At 62.0% G+C, this 21941-nt stretch carries 20 protein-coding genes; 8 read left to right on the forward strand and 12 right to left on the reverse strand.

Annotated elements, in window-relative coordinates; genetic code table 11:
• On the forward strand, positions 1-2679 hold a 2679-nt coding region (locus BZK31_RS21215), incomplete at its 5' end, for a PAS domain-containing sensor histidine kinase (RefSeq protein ID WP_341865301.1).
• Here BZK31_RS21215 and BZK31_RS21220 read toward each other — a convergent pair.
• The 7 genes from BZK31_RS21220 to BZK31_RS21250 all read right to left on the reverse strand — a co-directional run bounded on the left by BZK31_RS21220 (position 2676) and on the right by BZK31_RS21250 (position 9465).
• Complete coding sequence (locus tag BZK31_RS21220; protein ID WP_083185145.1) at positions 2676-4709, reverse strand: pilus assembly protein TadG-related protein; 2034 nt, start codon at positions 4707-4709, stop codon at positions 2676-2678. The genes BZK31_RS21215 and BZK31_RS21220 overlap by 4 nt on opposite strands.
• 132 nt (positions 4710-4841) lie before the next feature.
• On the reverse strand, positions 4842-5405 hold the full coding sequence (locus BZK31_RS21225; protein WP_083185147.1) for a DUF4136 domain-containing protein: 564 nt from the start codon (positions 5403-5405) through the stop codon (positions 4842-4844).
• Between the two features lie 18 nt (positions 5406-5423).
• Positions 5424-6047, reverse strand: coding sequence for a DUF4136 domain-containing protein (locus BZK31_RS21230; RefSeq protein ID WP_083185148.1), 624 nt, complete (start codon positions 6045-6047; stop codon positions 5424-5426).
• Positions 6048-6065: 18 nt separating this feature from the next.
• Positions 6066-6815, reverse strand: coding sequence for a methyltransferase domain-containing protein (locus tag BZK31_RS21235; protein ID WP_083185150.1), 750 nt, complete (start codon positions 6813-6815; stop codon positions 6066-6068).
• Entirely contained in the window at positions 6812-7117 is a 306-nt protein-coding gene (locus tag BZK31_RS21240) for a MazG-like family protein (RefSeq protein ID WP_083185151.1), read from the reverse strand. Before BZK31_RS21240 ends, BZK31_RS21235 begins: the two co-directional genes overlap by 4 nt.
• A 104-nt stretch (positions 7118-7221) precedes the next feature.
• The gene (locus BZK31_RS21245; protein ID WP_083185152.1) at positions 7222-8079 is read right to left on the reverse strand and encodes a MaoC/PaaZ C-terminal domain-containing protein; all 858 of its coding nucleotides are present in this window, start codon (positions 8077-8079) and stop codon (positions 7222-7224) included.
• A gap of 30 nt (positions 8080-8109) precedes the next feature.
• Positions 8110-9465: a 3-oxoacyl-ACP reductase gene (locus BZK31_RS21250; RefSeq protein ID WP_083185153.1), complete on the reverse strand. Its 1356-nt coding sequence runs from the start codon at positions 9463-9465 to the stop codon at positions 8110-8112.
• A 109-nt stretch (positions 9466-9574) separates the two neighbouring features.
• Between BZK31_RS21250 and BZK31_RS21255 the strand changes: the two genes are divergently transcribed.
• The 3 genes from BZK31_RS21255 to BZK31_RS21265 all read left to right on the forward strand — a co-directional run bounded on the left by BZK31_RS21255 (position 9575) and on the right by BZK31_RS21265 (position 12695).
• On the forward strand, positions 9575-10852 hold the full coding sequence (locus BZK31_RS21255; RefSeq protein WP_083185155.1) for an acetyl-CoA C-acetyltransferase: 1278 nt from the start codon (positions 9575-9577) through the stop codon (positions 10850-10852).
• A gap of 78 nt (positions 10853-10930) precedes the next feature.
• Complete coding sequence (locus BZK31_RS21260; RefSeq protein ID WP_083185157.1) at positions 10931-11209, forward strand: hypothetical protein; 279 nt, start codon at positions 10931-10933, stop codon at positions 11207-11209.
• Positions 11210-11243: 34 nt separating this feature from the next.
• The gene (locus BZK31_RS21265; RefSeq protein WP_083185159.1) at positions 11244-12695 is read left to right on the forward strand and encodes a DUF726 domain-containing protein; all 1452 of its coding nucleotides are present in this window, start codon (positions 11244-11246) and stop codon (positions 12693-12695) included.
• Positions 12696-12701: 6 nt separating this feature from the next.
• On the opposite strand, the gene BZK31_RS21270 is transcribed toward BZK31_RS21265, so the two are convergent.
• The gene (locus BZK31_RS21270) at positions 12702-13730 is read right to left on the reverse strand and encodes a bile acid:sodium symporter family protein (RefSeq protein ID WP_083185161.1); all 1029 of its coding nucleotides are present in this window, start codon (positions 13728-13730) and stop codon (positions 12702-12704) included.
• Between the two features lie 85 nt (positions 13731-13815).
• On the opposite strand from BZK31_RS21270, the gene BZK31_RS21275 reads away from it, so the two are divergent.
• On the forward strand, positions 13816-14628 hold the full coding sequence (locus tag BZK31_RS21275) for an AraC family transcriptional regulator (protein WP_083185163.1): 813 nt from the start codon (positions 13816-13818) through the stop codon (positions 14626-14628).
• A gap of 201 nt (positions 14629-14829) precedes the next feature.
• Complete coding sequence (locus tag BZK31_RS21280; protein WP_083185165.1) at positions 14830-15726, forward strand: PA4780 family RIO1-like protein kinase; 897 nt, start codon at positions 14830-14832, stop codon at positions 15724-15726.
• A gap of 153 nt (positions 15727-15879) precedes the next feature.
• On the opposite strand, the gene cueR is transcribed toward BZK31_RS21280, so the two are convergent.
• From cueR to BZK31_RS21295, 3 genes are all read right to left on the reverse strand, one after another.
• Entirely contained in the window at positions 15880-16329 is a 450-nt protein-coding gene (cueR, locus tag BZK31_RS21285; protein ID WP_083185167.1) for a Cu(I)-responsive transcriptional regulator, read from the reverse strand.
• Entirely contained in the window at positions 16326-18524 is a 2199-nt protein-coding gene (locus BZK31_RS21290) for a heavy metal translocating P-type ATPase (protein WP_083185169.1), read from the reverse strand. Before BZK31_RS21290 ends, cueR begins: the two co-directional genes overlap by 4 nt.
• Positions 18525-18593: 69 nt before the next feature.
• Entirely contained in the window at positions 18594-18974 is a 381-nt protein-coding gene (locus BZK31_RS21295) for a hypothetical protein (protein WP_083185170.1), read from the reverse strand.
• Positions 18975-19119: 145 nt separating this feature from the next.
• Between BZK31_RS21295 and BZK31_RS21300 the strand changes: the two genes are divergently transcribed.
• Positions 19120-19317 carry a heavy-metal-associated domain-containing protein gene (locus BZK31_RS21300; protein ID WP_083185172.1) on the forward strand — a complete coding sequence of 66 codons (198 nt, stop codon included), beginning with the start codon at positions 19120-19122 and terminating at the stop codon, positions 19315-19317.
• A gap of 264 nt (positions 19318-19581) precedes the next feature.
• Positions 19582-20778 carry a multidrug effflux MFS transporter gene (locus tag BZK31_RS21305; RefSeq protein ID WP_083185174.1) on the forward strand — a complete coding sequence of 399 codons (1197 nt, stop codon included), beginning with the start codon at positions 19582-19584 and terminating at the stop codon, positions 20776-20778.
• 57 nt (positions 20779-20835) lie between these two features.
• Here the strand turns inward: BZK31_RS21305 and BZK31_RS21310 are convergent, their stop codons facing one another.
• Positions 20836-21849, reverse strand: a complete 1014-nt coding sequence (locus BZK31_RS21310) for a zinc-binding alcohol dehydrogenase family protein (protein ID WP_083185176.1) — start codon at positions 21847-21849, stop codon at positions 20836-20838.
• Positions 21850-21941: the final 92 nt, after the last annotated feature.

Genomic DNA, 21941 nt, shown 5'->3' on the forward strand with positions numbered 1-21941 from the left:
GGCTGGGGCGTGCCGAGGCATCTCCCGTCGTTGCCTGAAGGACGCGTGCAGAGCATCAGCCCCCATCTGGGCTCACGACTGGGCATCGCCGCAGCCTCGGCAGCGTCGCAACGTTTGATGAGCCTGCTGCTGCCCAACAGCGCGCTGGTGATCGAAGGCGTCCCGCAGGACTGGCTGGGGCACATGCTCGACCTCGACTTCAAAAGTGCCGATGCCCACACGCTGCACGCGCGCGGCTGGGTACAGGCGCATGGCAAGGACTGGCTCCTCCAGTTGCTGGACATCAGCGATCTGATGGAAGAGGCCAGTGCGGCGCGTAGCCGCCAACAGTGTCTGCGCTTCGCCGGGCAAATGGCCGAGCGGGTGCGGGTGTGCCATGTGGACCGGCTCAAGTCGGTGGTGACCGAGCAGCTCGAGGAACTGGCGCAGCTTTGGCACATCCCCTGTGTCGCGCTGGTGCTGCCCGAGGCCAGTGGCGTTGGGTGGCGGGTTTATTGCCATTACAACGCGCACACCGCGCCGGAGCTGTGGCAGGCCGGTCAGCGTCTGGGCATGGCGCTCGACTCACTCGACGCCAACGTCACGCACCAGCTGTCGTTCGACATGGGCGGCGCGCATTCCAGTGCGCTGCAAAGCGCCTTCGGCAATGCCGATGGGTTTCTCATGCCCCATAGCCGCGACAGCGTGGCCAAGGCCTGGCTGCTGTTCGGTTTTTACGATGCCCGTGAGCAGGCACCGGATCTGGGTGAGCGTGAATGGCTGAACCTGTGCTCGGCGCTGGCCGGTCCGGTGCTGTTCCGACTGTCCGAGCAGCATAACCGTCATCACGTCGAGCGTCTGGCCGTGCTTCAGGACCTGCTCGGCACTGGTTGGTGGGAATTGTTGCCCGGCAACGACGAGATTCTGCTGGCCCCTCAGCTGGCGCGCAGTCTGCGTCTGGGTGACCGGGTCGAGAGCCTGCCGCGTCAGGACTGGCTGGCACTGATCCATCCCGCCGACCGTCAGGAACTGACCAGCCGCCTGACCCAGTTACGCGACAAGGGCACCGCCATGCTGCTCTGCGTCCGGCTGGCGCAGACCGATCCGGCTCAGGAAACGATCTGGTTCCGGATCCAGGGCCAGGCGTTGATCAGCGGCCAGGTGCAACGCGTGCTGGGGTTCATGCTGGATGTCAGCGACATCAAGAATCAGGAAACCGATGCGGCGGCGGCTCATGCGCGGCTGGATAACCTGATCGCCAGTTCGCCCGCGGTGATCTATGTGCAGCGCTACGACCACGGCAATCTGGAACCGACCTTCTTCAGCGACAGCCTCACGCCGTTGCTGGGCTGGACGCTGGCCGACTGCGTCGAGGGTCAACTCGCCGAATACATTCATCCTGAAGACCGCGACATCTGGTTTGAACGCAACCGGCAGTTGCTGCGCGAAGGGTTCGTCAGTCGTCGTTATCGCCTGCGCGACAGGGAAGGAAGCTATCACTGGCTGCTCGACGAAGCCCGTCTGCTGCGTGACGACCTCGGCATGCCGGTGGAGGCGGTCGGTTTGTGGCTGGATGTCACGGATGCCACGCTCGCCGCCGAGCAGGTGCGCAAGAGCGAGGAGCGCTACCGGATTCTGGTCGAGGACTCGCCCGCGATGATCTGCCGCTACACGCCGGATCTGGTGCTCAGTTTCGGCAACAAACCCTTGGCCAGCTACATGGAATGCACGCCGGAGCAACTGACCGGTATCAATCTGGGCGACTGGCTTTCCGATGAGCAGCGTGAGGCCTTCGTCCGCCGCATCAGCCAGTTGACGCCTGAAGAACCGATGAGTACCGCAGAAATCTGCATCGAGCTGCCCGGCCGTGAATACGCCTGGTGGGTGTGGGCCGATCGCGGTGTGTTCGATGAGCAGGGCAAGTTGATCGAGATTCAGGCGGTGGGGCGCGACAACACCGACGTGCGTCGCTCGCGGATGCAGTTGAATCAGAGTGCCAAGATGGCGACCCTCGGCGAAATGGCCACCGGGCTCGCCCACGAGATCAACCAGCCGCTCAACGTGATGCGCATGGCGGTGGTCAATGTGCTCAAGCGATTGGGCAGAGGCGATGTCGACATCGAGTACCTCACCGAAAAGCTCAATCGCATCGACTCTCAAGTGCAGCGTGCGGCGCGAGTCGTCGACCACATGCGGGTCTTCGGTCGCCGCTCGGAAATCGAAGAACAACTGTTTACCCCGGCTCAGGCCGTGGAAGGCACAGTGTCGATGCTGGCCGAGAGCATGAAAGGCAAGGGCGTGCAGTTGCGCATCGGCGAAATGGGCGAACCCGTGCAAGTGCGCGGGCATGTCGATCAGTTGGAGCAGGTGCTGATCAACCTGATGGTCAACGCCCGCGACGCACTGTTGTCGAGGCGGGAAAAGGATCGCGATTTCGAGCCGTGGATCAGCGTCGAGATCGAGCGGGACGAAAACATCATCCGGCTTGCCGTGCAGGACAACGGCGGCGGGATCGACCCACGTTTGCTGGAGCGGATCTTCGAGCCGTTCTTCACCACCAAACCGGTGGGCGTCGGCACCGGACTGGGGTTGTCGGTCAGTTACGGCATCGTCGATCAGATGGGCGGCCAGTTGACCGTCAGCAACGTGGGCGAGGGCGCCCGGTTCCGCATCGAACTGCCGATCTTCAACGCCAGCTAGATCACCAGGCTGGCCTGGCCGAAGTTGCAACTCAGGTTGGCGCCCACGTCGGCGGGGGCCAGCGTGACGCCAAGCGAGGCGAGCAATGGGTCCACCACCGAGGTCAGCAAGGGCTTGAGCGTACTCTCGACGATGCCGTCCAGCGCACTGGTCAGGCTGCTCAGCAGTGAGGCGGCACCCATGATGACGTTACCCAGCACCGTGCTGCTCGACGGTTTGTAGACATCGACTTTCACGCCTGAAACGACACCATCGAGCACGCTGCTGGGCTTGACCGAGTTCACTCCGGTGATGAAGTACGGTGAGTTGCTGATTTCCGGCAGGTTGGGCGAACTGAAGGTGGTGGTGACCACGGTGGAGGTGCCCAGCGGTGACTGATTGACCGGGTCGAAACTCAAGCCGATCCCGCCGCCGCCGAACGGCACCCTTGTCGTGCAGTTGCCCAGCAGCCCAAGGATTTTCTGGCAAGTCATGGTGCCGATGTCCAGCACCGGCAATGGCATTGCGATGATTGCGGCGGGGTCGGTGCTGGCCGGAAAGGCCGCCGCCGTGTCGATCAGTCCCAGCTTGGCGCTGAGTAACGTGGCGTCGGTGCGAACGGTCAGCGTCTTGTTGGTGTTGCTGGTGCAGGTATAAGCGCTCACGTAGCTGTCGGCGCTGGCCAGCGTCAGGCTCAGATCGATCCTCGGACCTGCGCTGGAAGAGGCGCTGGAGGTCAGAAATTTGAAGTCTGACACCATGCAACTGTTAAGGCCCAGCGCACAGGTGGCTGACGTCACCACGCCCGCGAGGTTCAGGCTCAGGGCGCTGTTCAGAAGCGGAGTCAGGCTGCCCACCACCGAACCGGCGGTATTGGCCAGCGAAGTGATCGTGCCCAGCACCGGCAGGTTGATCGACACCAGCGCGCGCATCTGCGCAGTGCGCACGTAAATCCGGTTGGCGCCAGTCTTGGGGTTGAGCGGATCGATCTTGCCGGGATCACCTATCGCCGACAGTTGTGGCGGTTCGATGACCTGAATGCGGGTAGTGACCTGGGCCAGATTGCCGACGTTGATTTGTGTGGCTGCCGAAATGCCGTTTTTGTCGTTGGCCAGTTGCGCCAGACCCTGGACCAGGTCCAGCAGCCGCAGACTGGTGTTCAATGCGGCAATGTCGGTGCTGCCCTGCACGGCCAGCAGATCCCCCAGCAACACCGTGGTCGCCCCGGCGGCGGTCTTGACCGCCTGCAGGCCGGCGATCGTGGCCGTGGCGTTCAATGTGCCGCTGGGGTCCAGCACGTTGATGGCGCTCTGGATCAGCTGACTGACCGACACCGTGGTGTTGAGCACCTGCGTGTAGCCCACGGCGGTCAGGTTCAGGTCCAGCTTGAGTCGGTTCAGGTAGTTGAGCAGGCTCAGGTCGGTGTTGGCCAGGCCTTGCCAGTTGGCGACGCCCAGATTCAGTGTCCCGCCCAGCATGCTGCCCACGATTGGATTGAGAATCGCGGCCCTGGCACTGTCGACCGTAACTGCCGCACTGCGAATGGTCAGTGCCGCGACCGGCGGCGTGCTGGCCGCAACGGCGGTGGCGCTGAGCTGAATGGTGGGCGAGGCGGGTGTACTGTCGAGCAAGGCTGCGATGCCGGCAGCAATGCTTCGCTGGACAGGATGCGTGACCACCACCTGGATGGCTTGCGACTGTGTGGCGTCTGCAGTGAAAACCCGGCGGCTCTGGGCATTCACTGACAGGGTCCCGCAACTGGCCACCAGCGTACGGCCATCGCTGCCGGGTGTGAAACCGTTACGCAGTGCACTCTGGTTGGCAAAGTTGGCGGCGCTCGCGCCAGCCGCACAGGTGCCCTTGCGGCCGGCGGCTTCCAGCGCGGCGACGTCGGCAACCCGTTGCAGGGAACGTTTTTCCAGATACAGCCTGCCGCTGTCGATGACCAACAGCGTGCACAGCAGGGCCAGCAACAGCGTCAACGCCGCCATCAGGCCAATTGCGCCGCGTTGCCGATCCTGCATCGCAGCGTAACGATTCAGGGGAGACATCAGCACTCCTTCGGCATGGCCGTCGCTCACTCACCCGTTGCGTGGGAGTGTAGTCAACGCCTTGGAAGCGTGCTGGCGTAAACGCATCATTTGCCCGGTGAGTTCTGCGCTTTTCGCCTGACGTTCGAAACACTATCGTGGCGGGTATTGCTCCAGGATTTTCGCCACAGTGGCGCGTACGGCGGTTTCCCGGTCAGTCGGATTCCCGGCGTTATCGCTGAGAATGCGCTCGGTGCTGCCGCGCCATACCAGCTTGCCATCCTTGCTGTCGAACAGGTCGATCTGCAGGGTCGATACCTTGTAATCAACACTGCGGGTTTCGGTGCTCATCGGTGCGCCCCAGTAGCCATAGCCGCCCCACGGACCCCAGCCACCCCCGTAGTTAGTGCTGACCAGTTGCTGGCGATTCTCGACCACCAGCCAGGCTTGAACATACAAATCGGCGCGTCCGTCGGCGGGAGCTTTGCGCAGGCCGCGTTGGTCCAGCTGATCAGTGATCGACTGACGGATACGTTGTTCGGTCAGATCGCTCTTGAGACGTGGGTCGTCCGGCTGATACTGCACGCCGGGTTCTTTCCAGCTCCAACTGCGATAACCGCCGAAATCGCGTTGGGCGTCGAAGTCACGATTGACCTGACTGGTTTGACACGCGGTGATCAGTAGCAGACACCACAACAGGGCAAGACGGCGAAACATGGCAGTTCTCCAAAAGAATTACCGGGGAGGATAAGCCGTCAGGGCCTGTTGCACGGCCTGACGTAACGCTTTGTTGCGATCTGACTGATCGTTGCCAACGCGCGCATCGGCACTGGTGCTCCAGATTGGCTGGCCGCTACGGGCATCGAACAGGCTGATGTGCACCACCATCACGCTTTCCTGGTAGGTGCGCACCACAGGCACGGTCGCGTAACCGCCGCCGTAGCCGCGCCGATACCCGTCATAACCGCCATAGCCCAGGCCTCCACCATAATAGGGATCGTAATCCTCACGCACTTGCCGCAGCCGGGTTTCCTGGCGCGTCGCGGCGCTGACGTAAACGTCCGCTGGCGTGCTGCGCGCAGGTCTCAGGCCGCGCTGATCCAGGCCGTTGCTCACCGCTTCGGCGACCTGTGCCGAATCCATCCAGGCGGTGCCGGGCGGTAGCTGACCATTGAGCCACGCCCAACTGCGATAGCGTCCGTAATCCCGCGGCGGCGCGGGGTAGGCGCTCAGGTCCAGCGTCTGCGCGGCCTGCGATGGCGCAGGCGGCAGGGGCAGGGAGCTGGCGACATACGGGTTGTCGCTCTGGCAGGCGCTGGTGGCCAGGAACAGGACGATCAAAGCGAGGCGGTTTTTCATGAGGATCTCCGCAGAATGTCAGGCTGGACGGCAAATCCAGTGCAGGTAACGACCCAGGCCTGCAAACGCCGGATGACGTCGGTGCGCCAGTTCCATTTCAAGCAGATCGGTCAGCCCGGCCCGGGCCTGGAACTCGACCGGCATGTAGTCATGGAACACACGCACGCCGCTACAGGTTTCGACTCGCCACTGTGCTTCAAGTTGCGTCGCCAGTTCCCGAGGGTCAAGCGGCTGCTGCGGGGTCAGGCTCTGCTTTTCACCGGCCATGTCGTTGCTGCGCATCTTGCGGAAATGGCCCTTGAGCAGGTTGCGATAGATCAGCGCGTCACGGTTGTAAAACGCCAGTGACAGCCAGCCATCGGAGCGTGTCAGTCGACGCAGCACCGGCAGGATAGTGTGCGGTTCGGCCAGCCATTCCAGCACGGCATGGCAGATCACCAGATCATAGGTCCCGGTCAACCGTTCGGGCAGTTGCTGCCAGGGCGCCTGAATGAAGGTCGCGGTCTGCCCGGCTTCGACGAAACGCTGGCGGGCGCCTTCAAGCATAGGTTCAGCCGGTTCGGCGAGGGTCACGTCATGCCCCCGTTCGGCAAGCCACAACGCCATATGGCCCAGCCCCGCGCCCACATCCAACACACGAAGCGGGCGCTCAGGCAATGCTTCTTCAAGATCGGCCTGCAGCACCGCCAGGCGGATCGCACCTTTGGCACCGCCGTAGATTTTTTCAGCGAAGCGGGTCGCCAGCTGATCGAAATGGCGGTCGCTCACTTGGCGAATCTCCGCTCGCTGTCAGCCAGCTTGCTGCGTACGACCTCATCCATGTCCAGCCCCAGTTCGCTGCACAACAGCAGGAGATAGAGGACGATGTCACCTACTTCCTGGCCGGCGTGAGCCAATTTTTCGGGTGGCAGTTCGCGGGACTGGTCTTCGCGCAGCCACTGGAAAATTTCCACCAGTTCAGACATTTCCACGCTGGCGGCCATGGCCAGGTTTTTTGGGCTGTGAAACTGCTTCCAGTCGTTCTGGTCGCGGATGCGGTGCAGGCGTTGGGTCAATTCGTCGAGGTTCATGGTGCTCTCCTGAAGCGCATAGCTTCAGGCGGAAGCGCCCGACAGGCAAGCGGGCGTTTGGCTTTGTTCAGCTCGCAGCCTGTTTGCCGCCTGTAACGCGCTGGTTATTCCACCGCAGGCTGCCAACTGCCCACCATGTGCACCAGGTCAGGCTTGCCGTCCAGACGCAGTTGGCCATGGGAGCCCGCCGCGCTGGTAAACAGCGTTACATCGCTGGGCAGACGTACCGGCTTCTGAAACTGCACGGTGATGTCCACGTTCGAGGCAGGCAGATGATCATCCAGCGCGGCCAGCGTCCGGGCCTTGAGCCACATGCCGTGGGCGATGGCACGCGGAAAGCCGAACAGCCTGGCGCTCGGTGCGCTCAGGTGAATAGGGTTGTAGTCACCCGAAACCCGCGCATATTCACGACCGATGTGTGACGGCGCCTGCCAGGTGGCGTGTTCGATGACGGGCAGGTAAGCGGGCTCGATGTGCTCATCCATCTCGCCGTCCAGCCTGACGCCTTTGCACAGCATCGTGCTGTCTTCTTCCCAAAGCAGGCCGACACTGTCTTCGACCTGAGTGACCAGCGTGAACGTCGCACCCTTGGGATGCGGCCGCAGGTCGGTGGCCTGCACGCTGACATACAATTGGCTCACGCTGCCGAGCGGGCGGTGGATACCGATGCGGTTGGCGATGTGCACCAGACCCAGCAGCGGGAACGGAAACTCTTTGGACGTCATCAACTGCATCTGCAGCGCAAAGGCCAGCACGTGCGGATAGGTCGGAGGCAGCAGGCTGCTGTCCTTAAAACCGCAGGCCTTGCGATACGCGGCCAGCTTCTCGGCATCCACCGACACCCAACTGCGCAGGCCCAGATCAGGCAGTTGCGTACCGGTCACCTTGCGGCGCAAAGCGGCCTGAAGAAACAGGTTCGGCAACGGTTGCAGTGCATCCAGATAGAGCCAGTGAGCCGTCATCATTCATCTCCTTGAACTCAATGCAGAGTCTTATGCCCCGATCACGCTTTGACCGCAGACACGCAATACCTGACCGGTCACCGAGCCGGTGCCTGGCTGGCTGAACCACGCCACGGCTTCGGCGACGTCCTGAGGCGAGCCGCCCTGACCGAGCGAACTCATGCGTCGACCGGCCTCACGCAGAGTGAACGGCATTTGGGCGGTCATTGCGGTTTCGATGAAGCCCGGCGCAATTGCGTTGATGCTGATGCCACGCGACTTCAAACCGGGCGCCATGGCGCGGGCGTAACCGATCAACCCGGCCTTACTGGTGGTGTAGTTGGTCTGCCCGCGATTACCGGCGATGCCGCTGATCGAGGCCATCAATACCACGCGGGCGTTATCGTTCAGGGCATTGTTGTCCAGCAGGGTCTGGGTCAATACCTGCGGGGCATTGAGGTTGACGGCCAGCACCGAGTCCCAGAAATCTTCCGGCATGTTGACCAGCGTCTTGTCGCGGGTGATGCCGGCGTTGTGGACCAGAATGTCGATGCCGCCATGCAGGTGTTCCAGCAACTGACCGGGCGCATCCGCAGCGCAGATGTCCAGCGCCAGCGCCTGCCCGCCGAGGCGTGCGGCCAGGGCCTCCAGATCGGCCCTTGCCTGTGGCACATCCAGCAGAATGACCTGAGCACCGTCGCGGGTCAGGGTTTCGGCGATCGAGGCACCGATGCCTCGTGCAGCACCGGTGACCAGCGCTTTGCGCCCGGCCAGCGGACGGCTCCAGTCCTGGACCTGCGAAGGACAGCGGGTCAGGTGCAGCAGCTGACCCGAGATGAACGCGCTCTTGGGCGTCAGGAAGAAACGCAGCGCGCCTTCCAGTTGCTCTTCGGCACCGTCATCCACTTGCAGCAGTTTGACCGTCGAGCCGTTGCGCAACTCTTTACCCAGCGAACGACAGAACCCTTCGATGGCCTGCTGGGTGCTGGCGGCCAGTGGATCTTCGAGGGTTTCCGGCGATCTGGCGAGGATCACCACATGCGCGCAGGTATCGAGACTGCGCAATAGCGGCTGGAAGAAATCGCGCAACTGGCGCAGTTGTTCGGTTCTCAATAGCGTGCTGGCGTCGAACACCACCGCTTTCAATCCGGGGCTCTGATTGGCGACCCAGGCACTCGCACCGGGCATGTCGCTACCAAAACTGTACAGCGAGTCGGTCAGTCGGTGAGCGAAAACTCGCACCCGATCGGCCAGAGGACCGGCGCTGATCAGCAGCGTACCTTCGATAGGACGCAAACGCCCGGCCTGCCAGCGCTCCAGCCGTGTGGGGGTCGGCAGACCGACGGCTTTCACCAGGCGACGGCCTACGTCGGAGTTGGCGAAATCGATATAGCGATCTGACGGCATGGAACACTCTCCTGGAGTCGGGGTTCAAAGGAATGGACCACAGCCGAACGAGGTTTGTTCTTGCTCATCTACGCTGTTCATCTATCCGTTTGAACAAAGGGAGTTTTCCATGACGCAGCCTCGCCGGGTCGCAATAGTAGGCGGTAACCGCATCCCGTTCGCCCGCTCCAATGGCCCGTATGCCACGGCCAGCAATCAGGACATGCTCACGGCAGCACTCGAAGGGCTCATCGAGCGTTTCAATCTGCACGGGTTGCGCATGGGTGAAGTGGTGGCCGGTGCGGTGCTCAAGCATTCGCGTGACTTCAACCTGACCCGCGAATGTGTGCTCGGCTCAAGGCTTTCGGCGCAAACCCCGGCCTACGACATCCAACAGGCCTGCGGCACTGGTCTGGAAGCAGCGTTGCTGGTGGCCAACAAGATCGCTTTGGGGCAGATCGAGTGCGGTATTGCGGGCGGCGTGGACACCACGTCCGATGCGCCCATCGGGGTCAACGAGGACCTGCGCGCCATTCTGTTGCAGGTCAACCGCAGTAGAAGCACCGGCGACAAGCTCAAGGCGCTGATGCAGTTGCGTCCGCACAACCTCAAGCCGGAATTGCCACGCAATGGCGAACCGCGTACCGGCCTGTCGATGGGCCAGCATTGCGAGTTGATGGCGCAGACCTGGGGCATCGAGCGTGCGCCGCAGGACCAACTGGCGCTGGAAAGCCATCAGAAAATGGCGGCGGCCTATGCACAGGGCTGGCAGGACGATCTGATGACGCCTTATCTGGGGCTCAATCGTGATAACAACCTGCGCCCCGATCTGACTCTGGAGAAGCTCGCCAGCCTCAAGCCCGCCTTTGAACGCAGCGCGAAGGGGACATTGACGGCGGGCAACTCCACGCCGCTGACCGACGGCGCGTCGGTCGTGCTGCTGGCCAGTGAGGAATGGGCCAGAGAGCGTGGCCTGCCGGTGCTGGCTTACTGGCGCGATGGCGAGGCCGCTGCCGTGGATTTCGTCAGGGGCGAGGAAGGCCTGCTGATGGCGCCGGTGTATGCCGTGCCTCGCTTGCTGGCGCGTAATGGCCTGACCTTGCAGGACTTCGATTACTACGAGATCCACGAAGCTTTCGCCGCTCAGGTGCTGTGCACGCTCAAGGCCTGGGAAGATGCGGACTACTGCAAGATGCGCCTGGGGCTGGATGCGCCATTAGGGTCCATCGACCGCAGCAAGATGAACGTCAAAGGCAGCTCGCTGGCCGCCGGTCACCCGTTCGCCGCGACCGGCGGCCGGATCGTCGCCAATCTGGCCAAGCTGCTGGATGCCGCAGGCAGCGGGCGCGGGCTGATCTCCATCTGTGCGGCGGGCGGGCAGGGCGTGACCGCGATTCTGGAGCGTTAGACGTCTGTCGCCATGCCGATGGCAATAGACCGGGGGCCTCGGCATAATCGACCCATTCGCAGCGCAGACAGGTGAAGGATGGGACTCATTATTGGCGTGGCGGTGCTCCTGATCCTGGTGGGTGCCTTGCTTTACCTGTTCGACAAGGGGTCTAAATCCCGCTGGCTGCGTCCCTACATAGGTCTGGCGCTGATCGGTCTGCTGATCGGCGGTATGGGCCTGTTGATGGGCCTGATTTCCGAGGAGATCGAAGGCTATTTCATTCTGGTCGCCAAGGTCGTCATCTCGCTGACCGGCGTGGTGTTCTGCCTGCGGCTGATCATGCTCATCGCCAAGCGATTCATCGTCAGAAACTGAACGGGAGCGCTTCGCTCGGGCGAAACAGGACAACGTGGACAATCACTTCAAGTTTCTGACGCTGCCCAGACCTTCGGGCAGCGTCGCCAATGTCTTCATTCACGGCTATTCGTCGGGGCACGACCTCAACGACCGGCGGCTGCTGGCCAACAGTATTCCGTCGGCCCTGCGCCAGAGTGTGAACATTCTGGCCTTCTGGCCGTCGAGCCATTTCACCGAGATGGACAATCGCTCTCGTGGCTTTCTGATGGCCGCCGCCCGTATGCATCCGCTGGCTGGTGCGGCAGCCCTGGCCGGAGATCGCGCCTTTCACTTCTCCAAGATCCGCTCTCGCGCCGAAGCCATGGGCAAGGCGCTGCTGGCGCAACTGGACCGCTACCTGTTCGAGCATCATCCGGACGTAAAGCGGGTCAACCTGATCGGCCATTCGCTGGGCGGGCGCCTGCTGATGAGCGCGCTAAAAGGGCTGGATCGACCGCCCGAACATGGTCTGATCATTGGCGATGTATTGCTGATGGCGGCGGCCGTGCGCATTTCGGCCGACCAGGCAAAGGTGCTCAAACGCCGGATATCCGGGCGGCTGATCAACGCTTACTCCACCGAAGACCATGTGCTGTTGCTCAATCTGGGCGAAAAGAGCCTGGGGCGCGGTCCCGTGGAGCACTTCGACAATGTGTACATGCAGCGCTATCGCCACCAGCACTATTGGCGACGCTTGCAGGAAGTGCTGATCGCCACCGGTTTCAGCGGCTGCGAAGGCATGGACCTGGATGAGGTCGCGTTGCAACTGACCAACGAGGACCCAGTGTTGCAGGACACGTACCTGCACAGCGTACTGGCCCGCTCGCCCGACTATCTGCTGGAGGCGGCGATCAAACACCTGCGCAGCAGCCGCTGGACAGACCTCAAGGATTCGGAACAGGACCGGACCTACGCCTTCGTTCGCGAATTTCAGCTGGTCGCCGGTCACTGTGTGGTCAATGCCGCTCGCCGTCGGGGCATCTCGTACACCCGCGTGCTCGGCATGCTCGCCCGGCAATACGACCTGGGCGATGCCTTGCACCACTGCGCCACCGTGGTCGAAGTCGAAGAGTTGCTGCTCAGGACGTTCTTCCAGCATGCCTTTACGGCGGCGCATCCGCTGGCGGAAATGCCGCGGGCCAGTGTCCGGGCCATGCCGTGGGACGTGTACGCCCGACACATCGATACGCTGGCTGAGCGCCTGACCGTGTCGTCCTTCTTCAGGCCGGCAGGCGATGAGGTCGAGCGTGTGGCGTCGCAGAGCCGTTCACTGACGACCGTCGAGCCAGCGGGTCGCCAGCCCGGCTCGCTGAAGGGCCTGCTGGCGGCGATTCGTCAGGCACCCGTGCAACGTGTGTTGACGCGTTTCGGCACGGCCTTGAAGCCGGGCTATTCCGCGTTGATTCCGACTGTGGCGATTGTCTTCTATGCGCGGGTGACGCTCGACGACGACGGCCTGATGTGAGCCCCGTCAGGCAGCCCGCGCTTCTTCCAGCGCCGCGTCCGACAGTTGCTGGCGGTGACGACTGGCGTAATTCTCGGCAATTACCGAGCAGACGATCAACTGCATCGGGTGATAGATCATGATCGGCAACAGAATCAGGCCCAGCCCCGGATTGCTGCCGAAGATCAACGCCGCCATGGGTGCGCCGGCCGCCAGGGATTTCTTGGTGGCGCAGAACACTGCCGCGACCTTGTCGGCATGATCGAACTTCAACACGCGCGCCGTGCGCGTAGTCATCAGCAAAATCACCGCGAGCAAGAGGGCGGTGCCGACGAAGGCGGTCAGGATCACGCTGTTGCCCTGGCTCTGCCACATGCCTGAGATCATCGAGTTGCAGAACGCTGCATAGACCAGCAACAGAATCACCAGCTTGTCGATGATGTTGGTGTACTTCTTGTGCCGCGCAAAAAACTTGCCCAGCAGCGGCCTCAGCAACTGCCCTAATACCAACGGCAGCAACAACAGCATGCTCAGGTTCAGTAGCGTGTCGCTCAGATCGATCCCGCCCGCCCCGCGGCCAACCACGAGGCTGACCAGCCACGGCGTGATGAAAATGCCCAGCACGCTGGACAGGCTGGCATTGAGGATCGCTGCCGGTACGTTGCCGCCCGCACTGCCGGTCAGTGCCACGGACGAGGAAATGGTCGAGGGCAGGGCGCACAGGTAGAAGAAACCCAGCATCAGCAGCGCGGGGACATGCGAGCCGAGCAGCTTGTCGCACAGCAGCCAGAGCAGCGGAAACACCACGAAGGTGAACGCCTGAATCATCACATGCAGCCTCCAGTTGCTCAGGCCTCTCTTGATCTGCTCGCTGGAGAGGTTGACCCCATGCAGAAAAAACACCACGAACACGCCGATATTGATGACGTATTCGGCATGCATGCTGCCGCCCGTTGCGCCGAAGCGCGGGAAAAAATAGGCCAGCACCGTCGCCAGCACCATGCCCCACAGGAACCAGTCGGTGGCGACACGCTTGAAATGTTTGAGAGATTGCATGGGACGCTCGGGCAATTTTTGTAAACAAGGATGCGCGCAGGCTACTCTGTCGGCTGACAGCCGTCTTGCGACATAAGGTCATAACATGCCTCTTAACGGACAGATTGACGGGCGACCTCTGGAGGGGCAACGGCAGATTCCCGCGCTGGTCGATCTGCCGCGTCCGCTCTACGCACGTGCCGAAAGCCTCGATGCCGGGTCCTGGACACCATCGCACCGGCATGACTGGGTGCAGTTTTCCTACGCCATCAGTGGCGTTCTGGGTGTACACACCGCAGAGGGCAGTTTCTTCGCACCGCCGCAGTGGGGCGTGTGGATTCCGGCGGGCATGGAGCATGAGGTGGTGACCTCCATGCGCGCAGAAATGCGTAGCCTGTACATCCGCCGCGAAGACTCGCACTGGGCTCCGCCGCGTTGCCGGGTGCTGGAGGTAACGCCGCTGGCGCGCGAACTGATCAAGAGCTTCTGTCTGTTGCCCGCGACCTATCCCGAGCACGACAGCCAGGAATCGCGCCTTGTGCATGTGCTGCTCGATCAGCTCGCGCAATTGCCCGAGGTCGGTTTTTCACTGCCGTTGCCACGTCACGCCCGACTGCTTGGATTATGCAATGAGCTGATCGAGGCCCCTGATCAATTGATCTCGCTGCGCGACTGGTCCTTGCGGCTGGGCACTTCGGAGAAAACCCTGATGCGTCTGTTTCAGCGCGAAACCGGCCTGAGCTTTCGTGGCTGGCGCCAACGTGCCCGTTTGCTGTCATCGCTGGGCGCGCTGGAAGAAGGGCACAGCGTGACCCATGCGGCGCTCGCCTGCGGTTATGACTCGACCTCTGCATTCATTGCCGCATTCAAGGGTTTGTTCGGTTACACGCCGGGTGAGCTGTTCAAGTCAGCCGGATGAATAGCGCGCCGCAGCGGTGTTACCACGCACTTTCTTTAGCGAAGGAGGCGGCACGAAAGGTGCTTGAAACCGGGGCGTTGCACGGATTTTCGGCAAAAAACCGTACAACTCAAAACAGACTGCCCCTACTCGCTGGGGGAGGATTGCCGTATAACGGCAACAGACGCGTATCTGGCCACAAAGGACCCACAATAAAAGCTGATGAAAACTCCTAAACGCATTGAACCCCTGATCGAAGACGGTCTGGTCGACGAGGTGCTGCGCCCACTCATGAGTGGTAAAGAGGCAGCTGTTTATGTGGTGCGCTGCGGCAAAGAGCTGCGGTGTGCCAAGGTTTACAAGGAGGCAAACAAACGCAGTTTCCGCCAGGCGGCCGAGTATCAGGAAGGTCGCAAGGTACGCAACAGCCGACAGGCCCGGGCCATGGCCAAGGGTTCGAAGTTCGGTCGCAAAGAAACCGAGGACGCCTGGCAGAACGCCGAAGTGGCGGCGCTGTTCCGTCTGGCCAATGCCGGTGTGCGAGTGCCCAAGCCGTACGACTTCCTGGAAGGCGTGCTGCTGATGGAGCTGGTGGCCGACGAGTACGGCGATGCCGCGCCGCGTCTGAACGACGTGGTGCTGGAGCCGGATCAGGCCCGCGAGTATCACGCGTTCCTGATCGAGCAGATCGTGCTGATGCTGTGTGCCGGTCTGGTGCACGGTGACCTTTCCGAGTTCAACGTGCTGCTGGCGCCGAGCGGACCGGTCATCATCGACCTGCCGCAGGCGGTGGATGCGGCGGGCAACAACCACGCGTTCAGCATGCTCGAACGTGACGTGGGCAACATGGCGCTGTATTTCGGCCGCTTTGCGCCGGAACTCAGAAAGACCAAATACGCCAAGGAAATGTGGTCGTATTACGAGGCTGGTACGTTGTCGCCTGCGACCGTGCTGACCGGCGAGTTCGACGAGCCGGAGGACGAAGCCGATGTGGGTGGTGTGCTGCGTGAAATCGAAGCGGCACGTCTGGACGAAGCCCGCCGTCAGGCCGCCCGCGCCGCCGATGACGCACCACTGAGCAAATCCGCCGAAGAGCCGCCACCGCCCTGGTTGCAGTGATGATCAGCGTCTGACAGGTTGATCGTTACCACGCGCCCGCGTGGTAACGCCTGCCAGGACGCTCCGTGTTCGGTGTCTGCGGCATCGCATCGGTGTGATCACAAACATCACCCATCGTCCTGCGCGGCCCGCTTCACGGCGGTATGCAGCTCATCAGTCTTCGCGAACAGGTTCGCTCCCGCAGGGGCCGGTGTGTTGATGTTGCTCGCAGTTGCCCCCGGAGGCCAGGTCCTTGAGGATCGGGCAGTCGGGGCGGTCATTGCCCTGGCAGTGGTCCATCAGGTTCTGCAGGGTGTCGCGCAGTCCGGCCAGTTCACTGATCTTCTGATTCAGCTCGACAATGTGCTGGCGAGCCAGGGCCTTGACGTCGGCGCTGGCGCGTTGGCGGTCCTGCCAGAGGGTGAGCAGCTTGCCGACTTCTTCCAGCGAAAACCCCAGATCCCGCGAGCGCTTGATGAAGGCCAGAGTGTGCAAATCATCCGCGCTGTACATCCGATAGCCGCTGTCACTGCGATGCGCCGCCGGCAGCAGATCGATGGATTCGTAGTAGCGAATCATCTTGGCGCTTAACCCGCTTTGTTTCGCTGCCTGACCGATGTTCATGGTGCATCTCCTGGATCTTTTGGCTTCCAGGTCTTGAGGAGCAAGGCATTGCTCACCACGCTGACACTGGACAGCGCCATCGCGGCCCCGGCCAGTACCGGATTGAGATAGCCCAGCGCGGCCAGCGGGATGCCGATCAGGTTGTAGACGAAGGCCCAGAAGAGGTTCTGGCGGATCTTCGCGTATGTCCTGCGGCTGATGTCCAGTGCAGCCGGCACCAGACGCGGATCGCCACGCATCAGGGTAATGCCCGCCGCCTGCATCGCGACATCGGTGCCGCTGCCCATGGCGATGCCGATATCCGCAGCAGCCATAGCAGGCGCGTCGTTGATACCGTCGCCGACCATTGCCACTACGTTATGGTTTTTCAACTGCGTCACGGTCGCTGACTTATCGGCGGGCAGCACTTCGGCATGCACATCGTGAATGCCCAGCGCCTTGGCCACCACTTGAGCGCTGCCGCGATTGTCGCCGGTCAGCAGGTGGCTGGTGATGCCGCGCGCGTTCAGCTCGCGCACGGCCTGATCCGTTCCCGGCTTGAGCGAGTCGCCGAAGGCAAACAGGCCAATGACATGCGGCTCGGGAGCCTGTTCGATCAGCCACGACAGGGTTCGTCCTTCAGCTTCCCAGATGCGTGCCGACTCGACCAGATCGCCCATGGGCAAACCGCTTTCTTCCAGCAGACGTCGATTGCCCAGCACCAGAGCGTGACCCTGCACGGTACCGGCAATGCCGCGCCCGCTCAGCGCATGGCTGTGTTCGATCTCGTCCAGTTTCAATTGCCACTCATGGCAGACGTCCAGCACCGCCTTGGCCAGCGGGTGCTCGCTGCCGCGCTGCAAGGCGCCTGCGCGTTGCAGCAGCTGTTCTTCGTTGCCTTCCAGAGCAATCATGTTGGTGATCCGGGGCGTGCCTGACGTCAGCGTGCCGGTTTTGTCAAACACCACGGCGGTGACTTCATGGGCGCGTTCCAGCGCTTCGGCGTCCTTGATCAGAATGCCGTAGCGCGCCGCGACGCCGGTGCCCGCCATGATCGCCGTCGGCGTTGCCAGTCCCAACGCACAGGGGCAGGCGATCACCAGCACCGTCACCGCATTGATTAACGCCACCTCCAGCGACGCCCCGACCAGCAGCCAGCCCGCCAGGGTGAAGAGGGCGATCAGCAGCACCACCGGCACGAACACCTGACTGACCCGATCCACCAGTCGCTGAATCGGTGCCTTGCCGGTCTGCGCGTCCTCGACCAGACGGATGATGCGGGCCAGGACGGTTTCCGAGCCCAGCGCAGTGATTCTGACCAGCAACCGGCCTTCACCATTGATGGCGCCGCCCGTGACCCGATCGCCAGGCTGCTTGGCCACTGGCAGGCTTTCACCGGTGATCAGCGCTTCGTCGGCGTGGCTGTGGCCGTCGAGCACCTCGCCGTCCACCGGAAAACGTTCGCCCGGTTTGACCAGCACCTTGTCGTCGAGCTGCAGGGCGCTGACGGTGACATCCTGTTCGATACCGTCCACAACCCGTACGGCGCGGTCCGGACGCAATGCCTCAAGCGCGCGAATCGCACTGGCGGTCTGGCGCTTGGCGCGGCTTTCCAGGTATTTGCCCAGCAGCACCAGCGCGATGACCACCGCCGAGGCTTCGAAATACAGATGCGGCGTGGTGCCCGGTGCGGCATTCAGCCATTGATAGACGCTCAAGCCGTATCCGGCGCTGGTGCCGATCGCTACCAGCAGGTCCATATTGCCCGCGCCTGACCTGACGGCTTTCCACGCCGCCACATAGAAACGCGCCCCGAGGAGGAACTGCACCGGCGTCGCCAGGGCAGCCTGCGCCCAGGCGGGCAGCATCCAGTGCACGCCCATTGGCGATAGCAGCATTGGTACGATCAGCGGCACGGCGAGCACGATCGCCAGCAGCAAGGCCGCGCGTTCACGGTGCAGGCTATGACGCTTGCGCTCGGTTTCGACACGCTCGTCCTGAAGCAGCGTCGCGCCGTATCCTGCGTGGCTGACAGCGTTGATCAAGGTGTGTGGATCGGTCTTGGGCTCGGCCTGAACATGGGCGCGCTCGTTGGCCAGATTGACCGTCACGCTGTTGACCCCCGGCACTTTCGCCAGGGCACGCTCGACCCGACCTGCGCAACTGGCGCAGGTCATGCCGCTGATGGGCAGGTCGAAGGTGATGGTGTCTTGCATCTCATTGACTCCCTGAGGCTGGATACCTGCAAGGATCAACCTTGCCACATGGGCAAGGTCAAGGGCGAATCAATAGTTCAGGTCGGCTTTCTTGAGGTACATGCCCTTGAGGCTGGTCGCGATGCGGTACTTGAGGATGTCACCGGCATGCATCTGAATGGTGGTGCTGCTCGCTGCTTCCATTCCCGGCTCGCAGCCGACCACGTTTCCGGGCAGCCGGCGCAGGCGAACCGATACGGGGCCCGCTGGCAGATTGAACGACACCGAGTCTTCCTGATACAGCCGCCCGGCCAGTTGATCCTGAATGTAGATGCCGATCTCGCACGAGGTTGCCACTTCCAGACGCTCGCGGGAAATGATCAGAATGCCGTAATCCTGAGCCGCCTGAACGGCGGGTGCGGCAGCCAATAGGCCGAGAATGCTGAAGAGGCTAACTACTGACCAGCGCATCGCTGATACTCCTGATGAAAACGTCGATGATGGAGCTTGGCCCACGATAACGCCGAATGCCAGCCCGGCAGAAACAGTAAAAACTTGACCTTGCCACGATGACAAGGTTGAAGATGCACCTCATCCACCCTCAGAGGAGCATCACATGCAGTTATTCACTGTTCAGGGCATGACCTGCGGGCACTGTGTACGTGCCGTGACTCAGGCCATCAGGCAAGAAGACCCCGCCGCCGATGTGCAGATCGAGCTGTCCAGCCAAGAGGTCAAGGTGCAGAGCGTGTTGAGCGCCGAGCACATTATCCGGCTGATCGCTGAAGAAGGTTATCAGGCTCAATCGGTCTGAGCCTGTCCTGTCATTCAACACCATCACTCGCTGGATGAGCGTCGTTAGGTGGAACTGCGCCGGGTCTGGGCGCAATTCCACTAACATATTCTTCAAAAAGCCACTCTGTTACTGGATTGATGTTGTCGCCCGTAAGGCGCGTCCACCCATCAGTCTCGATGTTCTGTAAAACAGAAAAATCTTGAATTAATTTCTCTGCATTCCGTCCTGTTCAGGGTAAGGCGGTTAGACTAACCCGTTGCCCCGCATCGCTATGGACGACTGATGAATTTACGTACGATCCTGATTCTTGGCGCATTGAGCGCCTTCGGCCCGTTGGCCATTGATTTCTACCTACCCGGCTTTCCCGCCATCGCTTCGTATTTCCAGACTGATGAAAAACACGTCCAGTTGACCCTGGCGGCGTATTTTCTTGGCCTCTCGCTGGGACAGCTCGCCTATGGCCCGATGGCCGACCGGTTCGGACGGCGCATCCCGATGCTGGTGGGTGTCAGCCTGTTTACGCTGGCCTCGCTGGCGTGCGCCTTTGCGCCCAATCTGGAATGGTTGATCGGGGCACGCTTCGTTCAGGCACTGGGCGGTTGCGCCGGGATGGTGTTGTCGCGGGCAATCGTCAGCGATAAGTGCAATGCCGTGGAGTCCGCCAAGGTGTTCTCGCAACTGATGCTGGTCATGGGCCTGGCACCGATTCTGGCGCCAATGTTCGGAGGCGTGCTGGTCAATGCCTTTGGCTGGCAGTCGATCTTCGTCAGCCTGACGCTGTTCAGCGCGCTGTGCCTGACCGCCGTTGCGCTGGGCCTGCCGGAAAGCATGGCCGCCAGCACACCGCGTCAGCCACTGCGTGGCGCATTGCGTCAATACGGGCGTCTGCTGACGGATCGTGTGTTCATCGGTCATGCGCTCACGGGCGGCATCGCCATGGCTGGCATGTTCGCTTACGTGGCCGGTTCGCCGTTCGTGTTCATCAAGCTCTACGGCGTACCTGCCGAGCATTACGGTTGGCTGTTCGGCACCAATGCGGCGGGCTTCATTCTGGTTGCGCAGATCAACGCCCGTATTCTGCGCAAGACCGGCCCGGCCTTTCTGCTGGCGCGCACGGTGTGGATCTACCTCGCTGCGGGTCTGGTGCTGCTTGGCATGACTGGCTTGCGCACCGAAGCGCTCTGGCCACTGTTGATTCCGTTGTTCATCTGTGTCGCCAGCCTCGGTTGCATCATCCCCAACGCGTCGGCCTGTGCCATGAACGGTCAGTGGGCCCGTGCGGGTAGCGCGTCGGCATTGATGGGCTGTCTGCAATTCAGCGTTGCGGCAGCTGCCGCGAGCCTGGTGGGGGTGTTGCACGATGGCACCGCAACGCCGATGGCGCTGGTCATCAGCCTGTGCGGTGTCCTGGCAGTCGGCGCATCGGTGTATACGCGCAGGCTACAGACTCAGCGTGACGCACAGGTCACGCCAGCCTGACCGGTCAAGGATTGTGTCAGCAGGTCATGCGGCTGACACAACCCTGAACGCTGCGGCTCAGAACCCCTCGAGCACGATCTTGCCCTTGGCCTTGCCGCTTTCCAGCAGCGCGTGAGCACGGCGCAGGTTTTCGGCATTGATCAGGCCGTAGTGCTCGCCGAAGGTGGTTTTCAGCGTCCCGGCATCCACCAGTTCCGCCACGCGATTGAGCAGGTTGTGCTGCTCGATCATGTCTTCGGTTTCGTACATCGAGCGGGTGTACATGAACTCCCAGTGCAGCGACAGGCTTTTGCGCTTGAGCCTGGAGACATCCAGCGACTTGGGGTCGTCGATCAGGCCCAGCTTGCCTTGTGGCTTGAGGGCTTCGACCAGTTCGTCGAGGTGCTGCCCCGTCTGGGTCAGACTGGCGACGTGGGTAACCGCTTGCAGGCCGACGCGCTTGAGTTCTTCACTCAGCGGTTTGCTGTGGTCCAGCACCTGATGTGCGCCCAGCTCACGAACCCAGTTAGTGGTCTCCTCGCGCGAGGCGGTGCCGATGACGTTCAGCGAGGTCAACTGGCGGGCCAGTTGAGTCAGGATAGAACCCACGCCACCTGCCGCGCCGACGATCAACAGGCTCTGCCCACTGTCACCCTTGCCCTGAGCGATTTGCAGGCGCTCGAACAATAGCTCCCATGCGGTGATCGCGGTCAGCGGCAGTGCGGCCGCATGCGCGAAACTCAGTGACTTGGGCATGCGGCCGACGATGCGTTCATCCACGACGTGCAGTTCGCTGTTGGCACCGGGACGGGTCAGCGAACCTGCGTAGTAAACCTTGTCGCCCGGTTGAAACAGCGTAACGTCGCTGCCGACGGCTTTGACCACGCCTGCCACGTCCCAGCCCAGCACTTTGGCGACACCGTCTTCGGGCTGAACGTTCTGGCGAATCTTGGTATCGACCGGATTCACGGAAATGGCCTTGACCTGGACCAGCAGATCTCGAGCGCCCGCAACCGGTTCGGGCAGTTCGACGTCCTGCAGTGACTGGGCGTCGCTAATGGGCAGGGATTGGTAGTAGGCAATGGCTTTCATTGACGCAGTCCTCGATCTGGAAAAGGGATGAACGGATCATTAGCTATTTCCCGTAAGGATAAAACCCGCTAAAACGGCAGGCTCTTTCAATT

Origin of the sequence: Pseudomonas floridensis (genome assembly GCF_002087235.1) — a bacterium.
Taxonomy (GTDB): Bacteria; Pseudomonadota; Gammaproteobacteria; order Pseudomonadales; family Pseudomonadaceae; genus Aquipseudomonas; species Aquipseudomonas floridensis.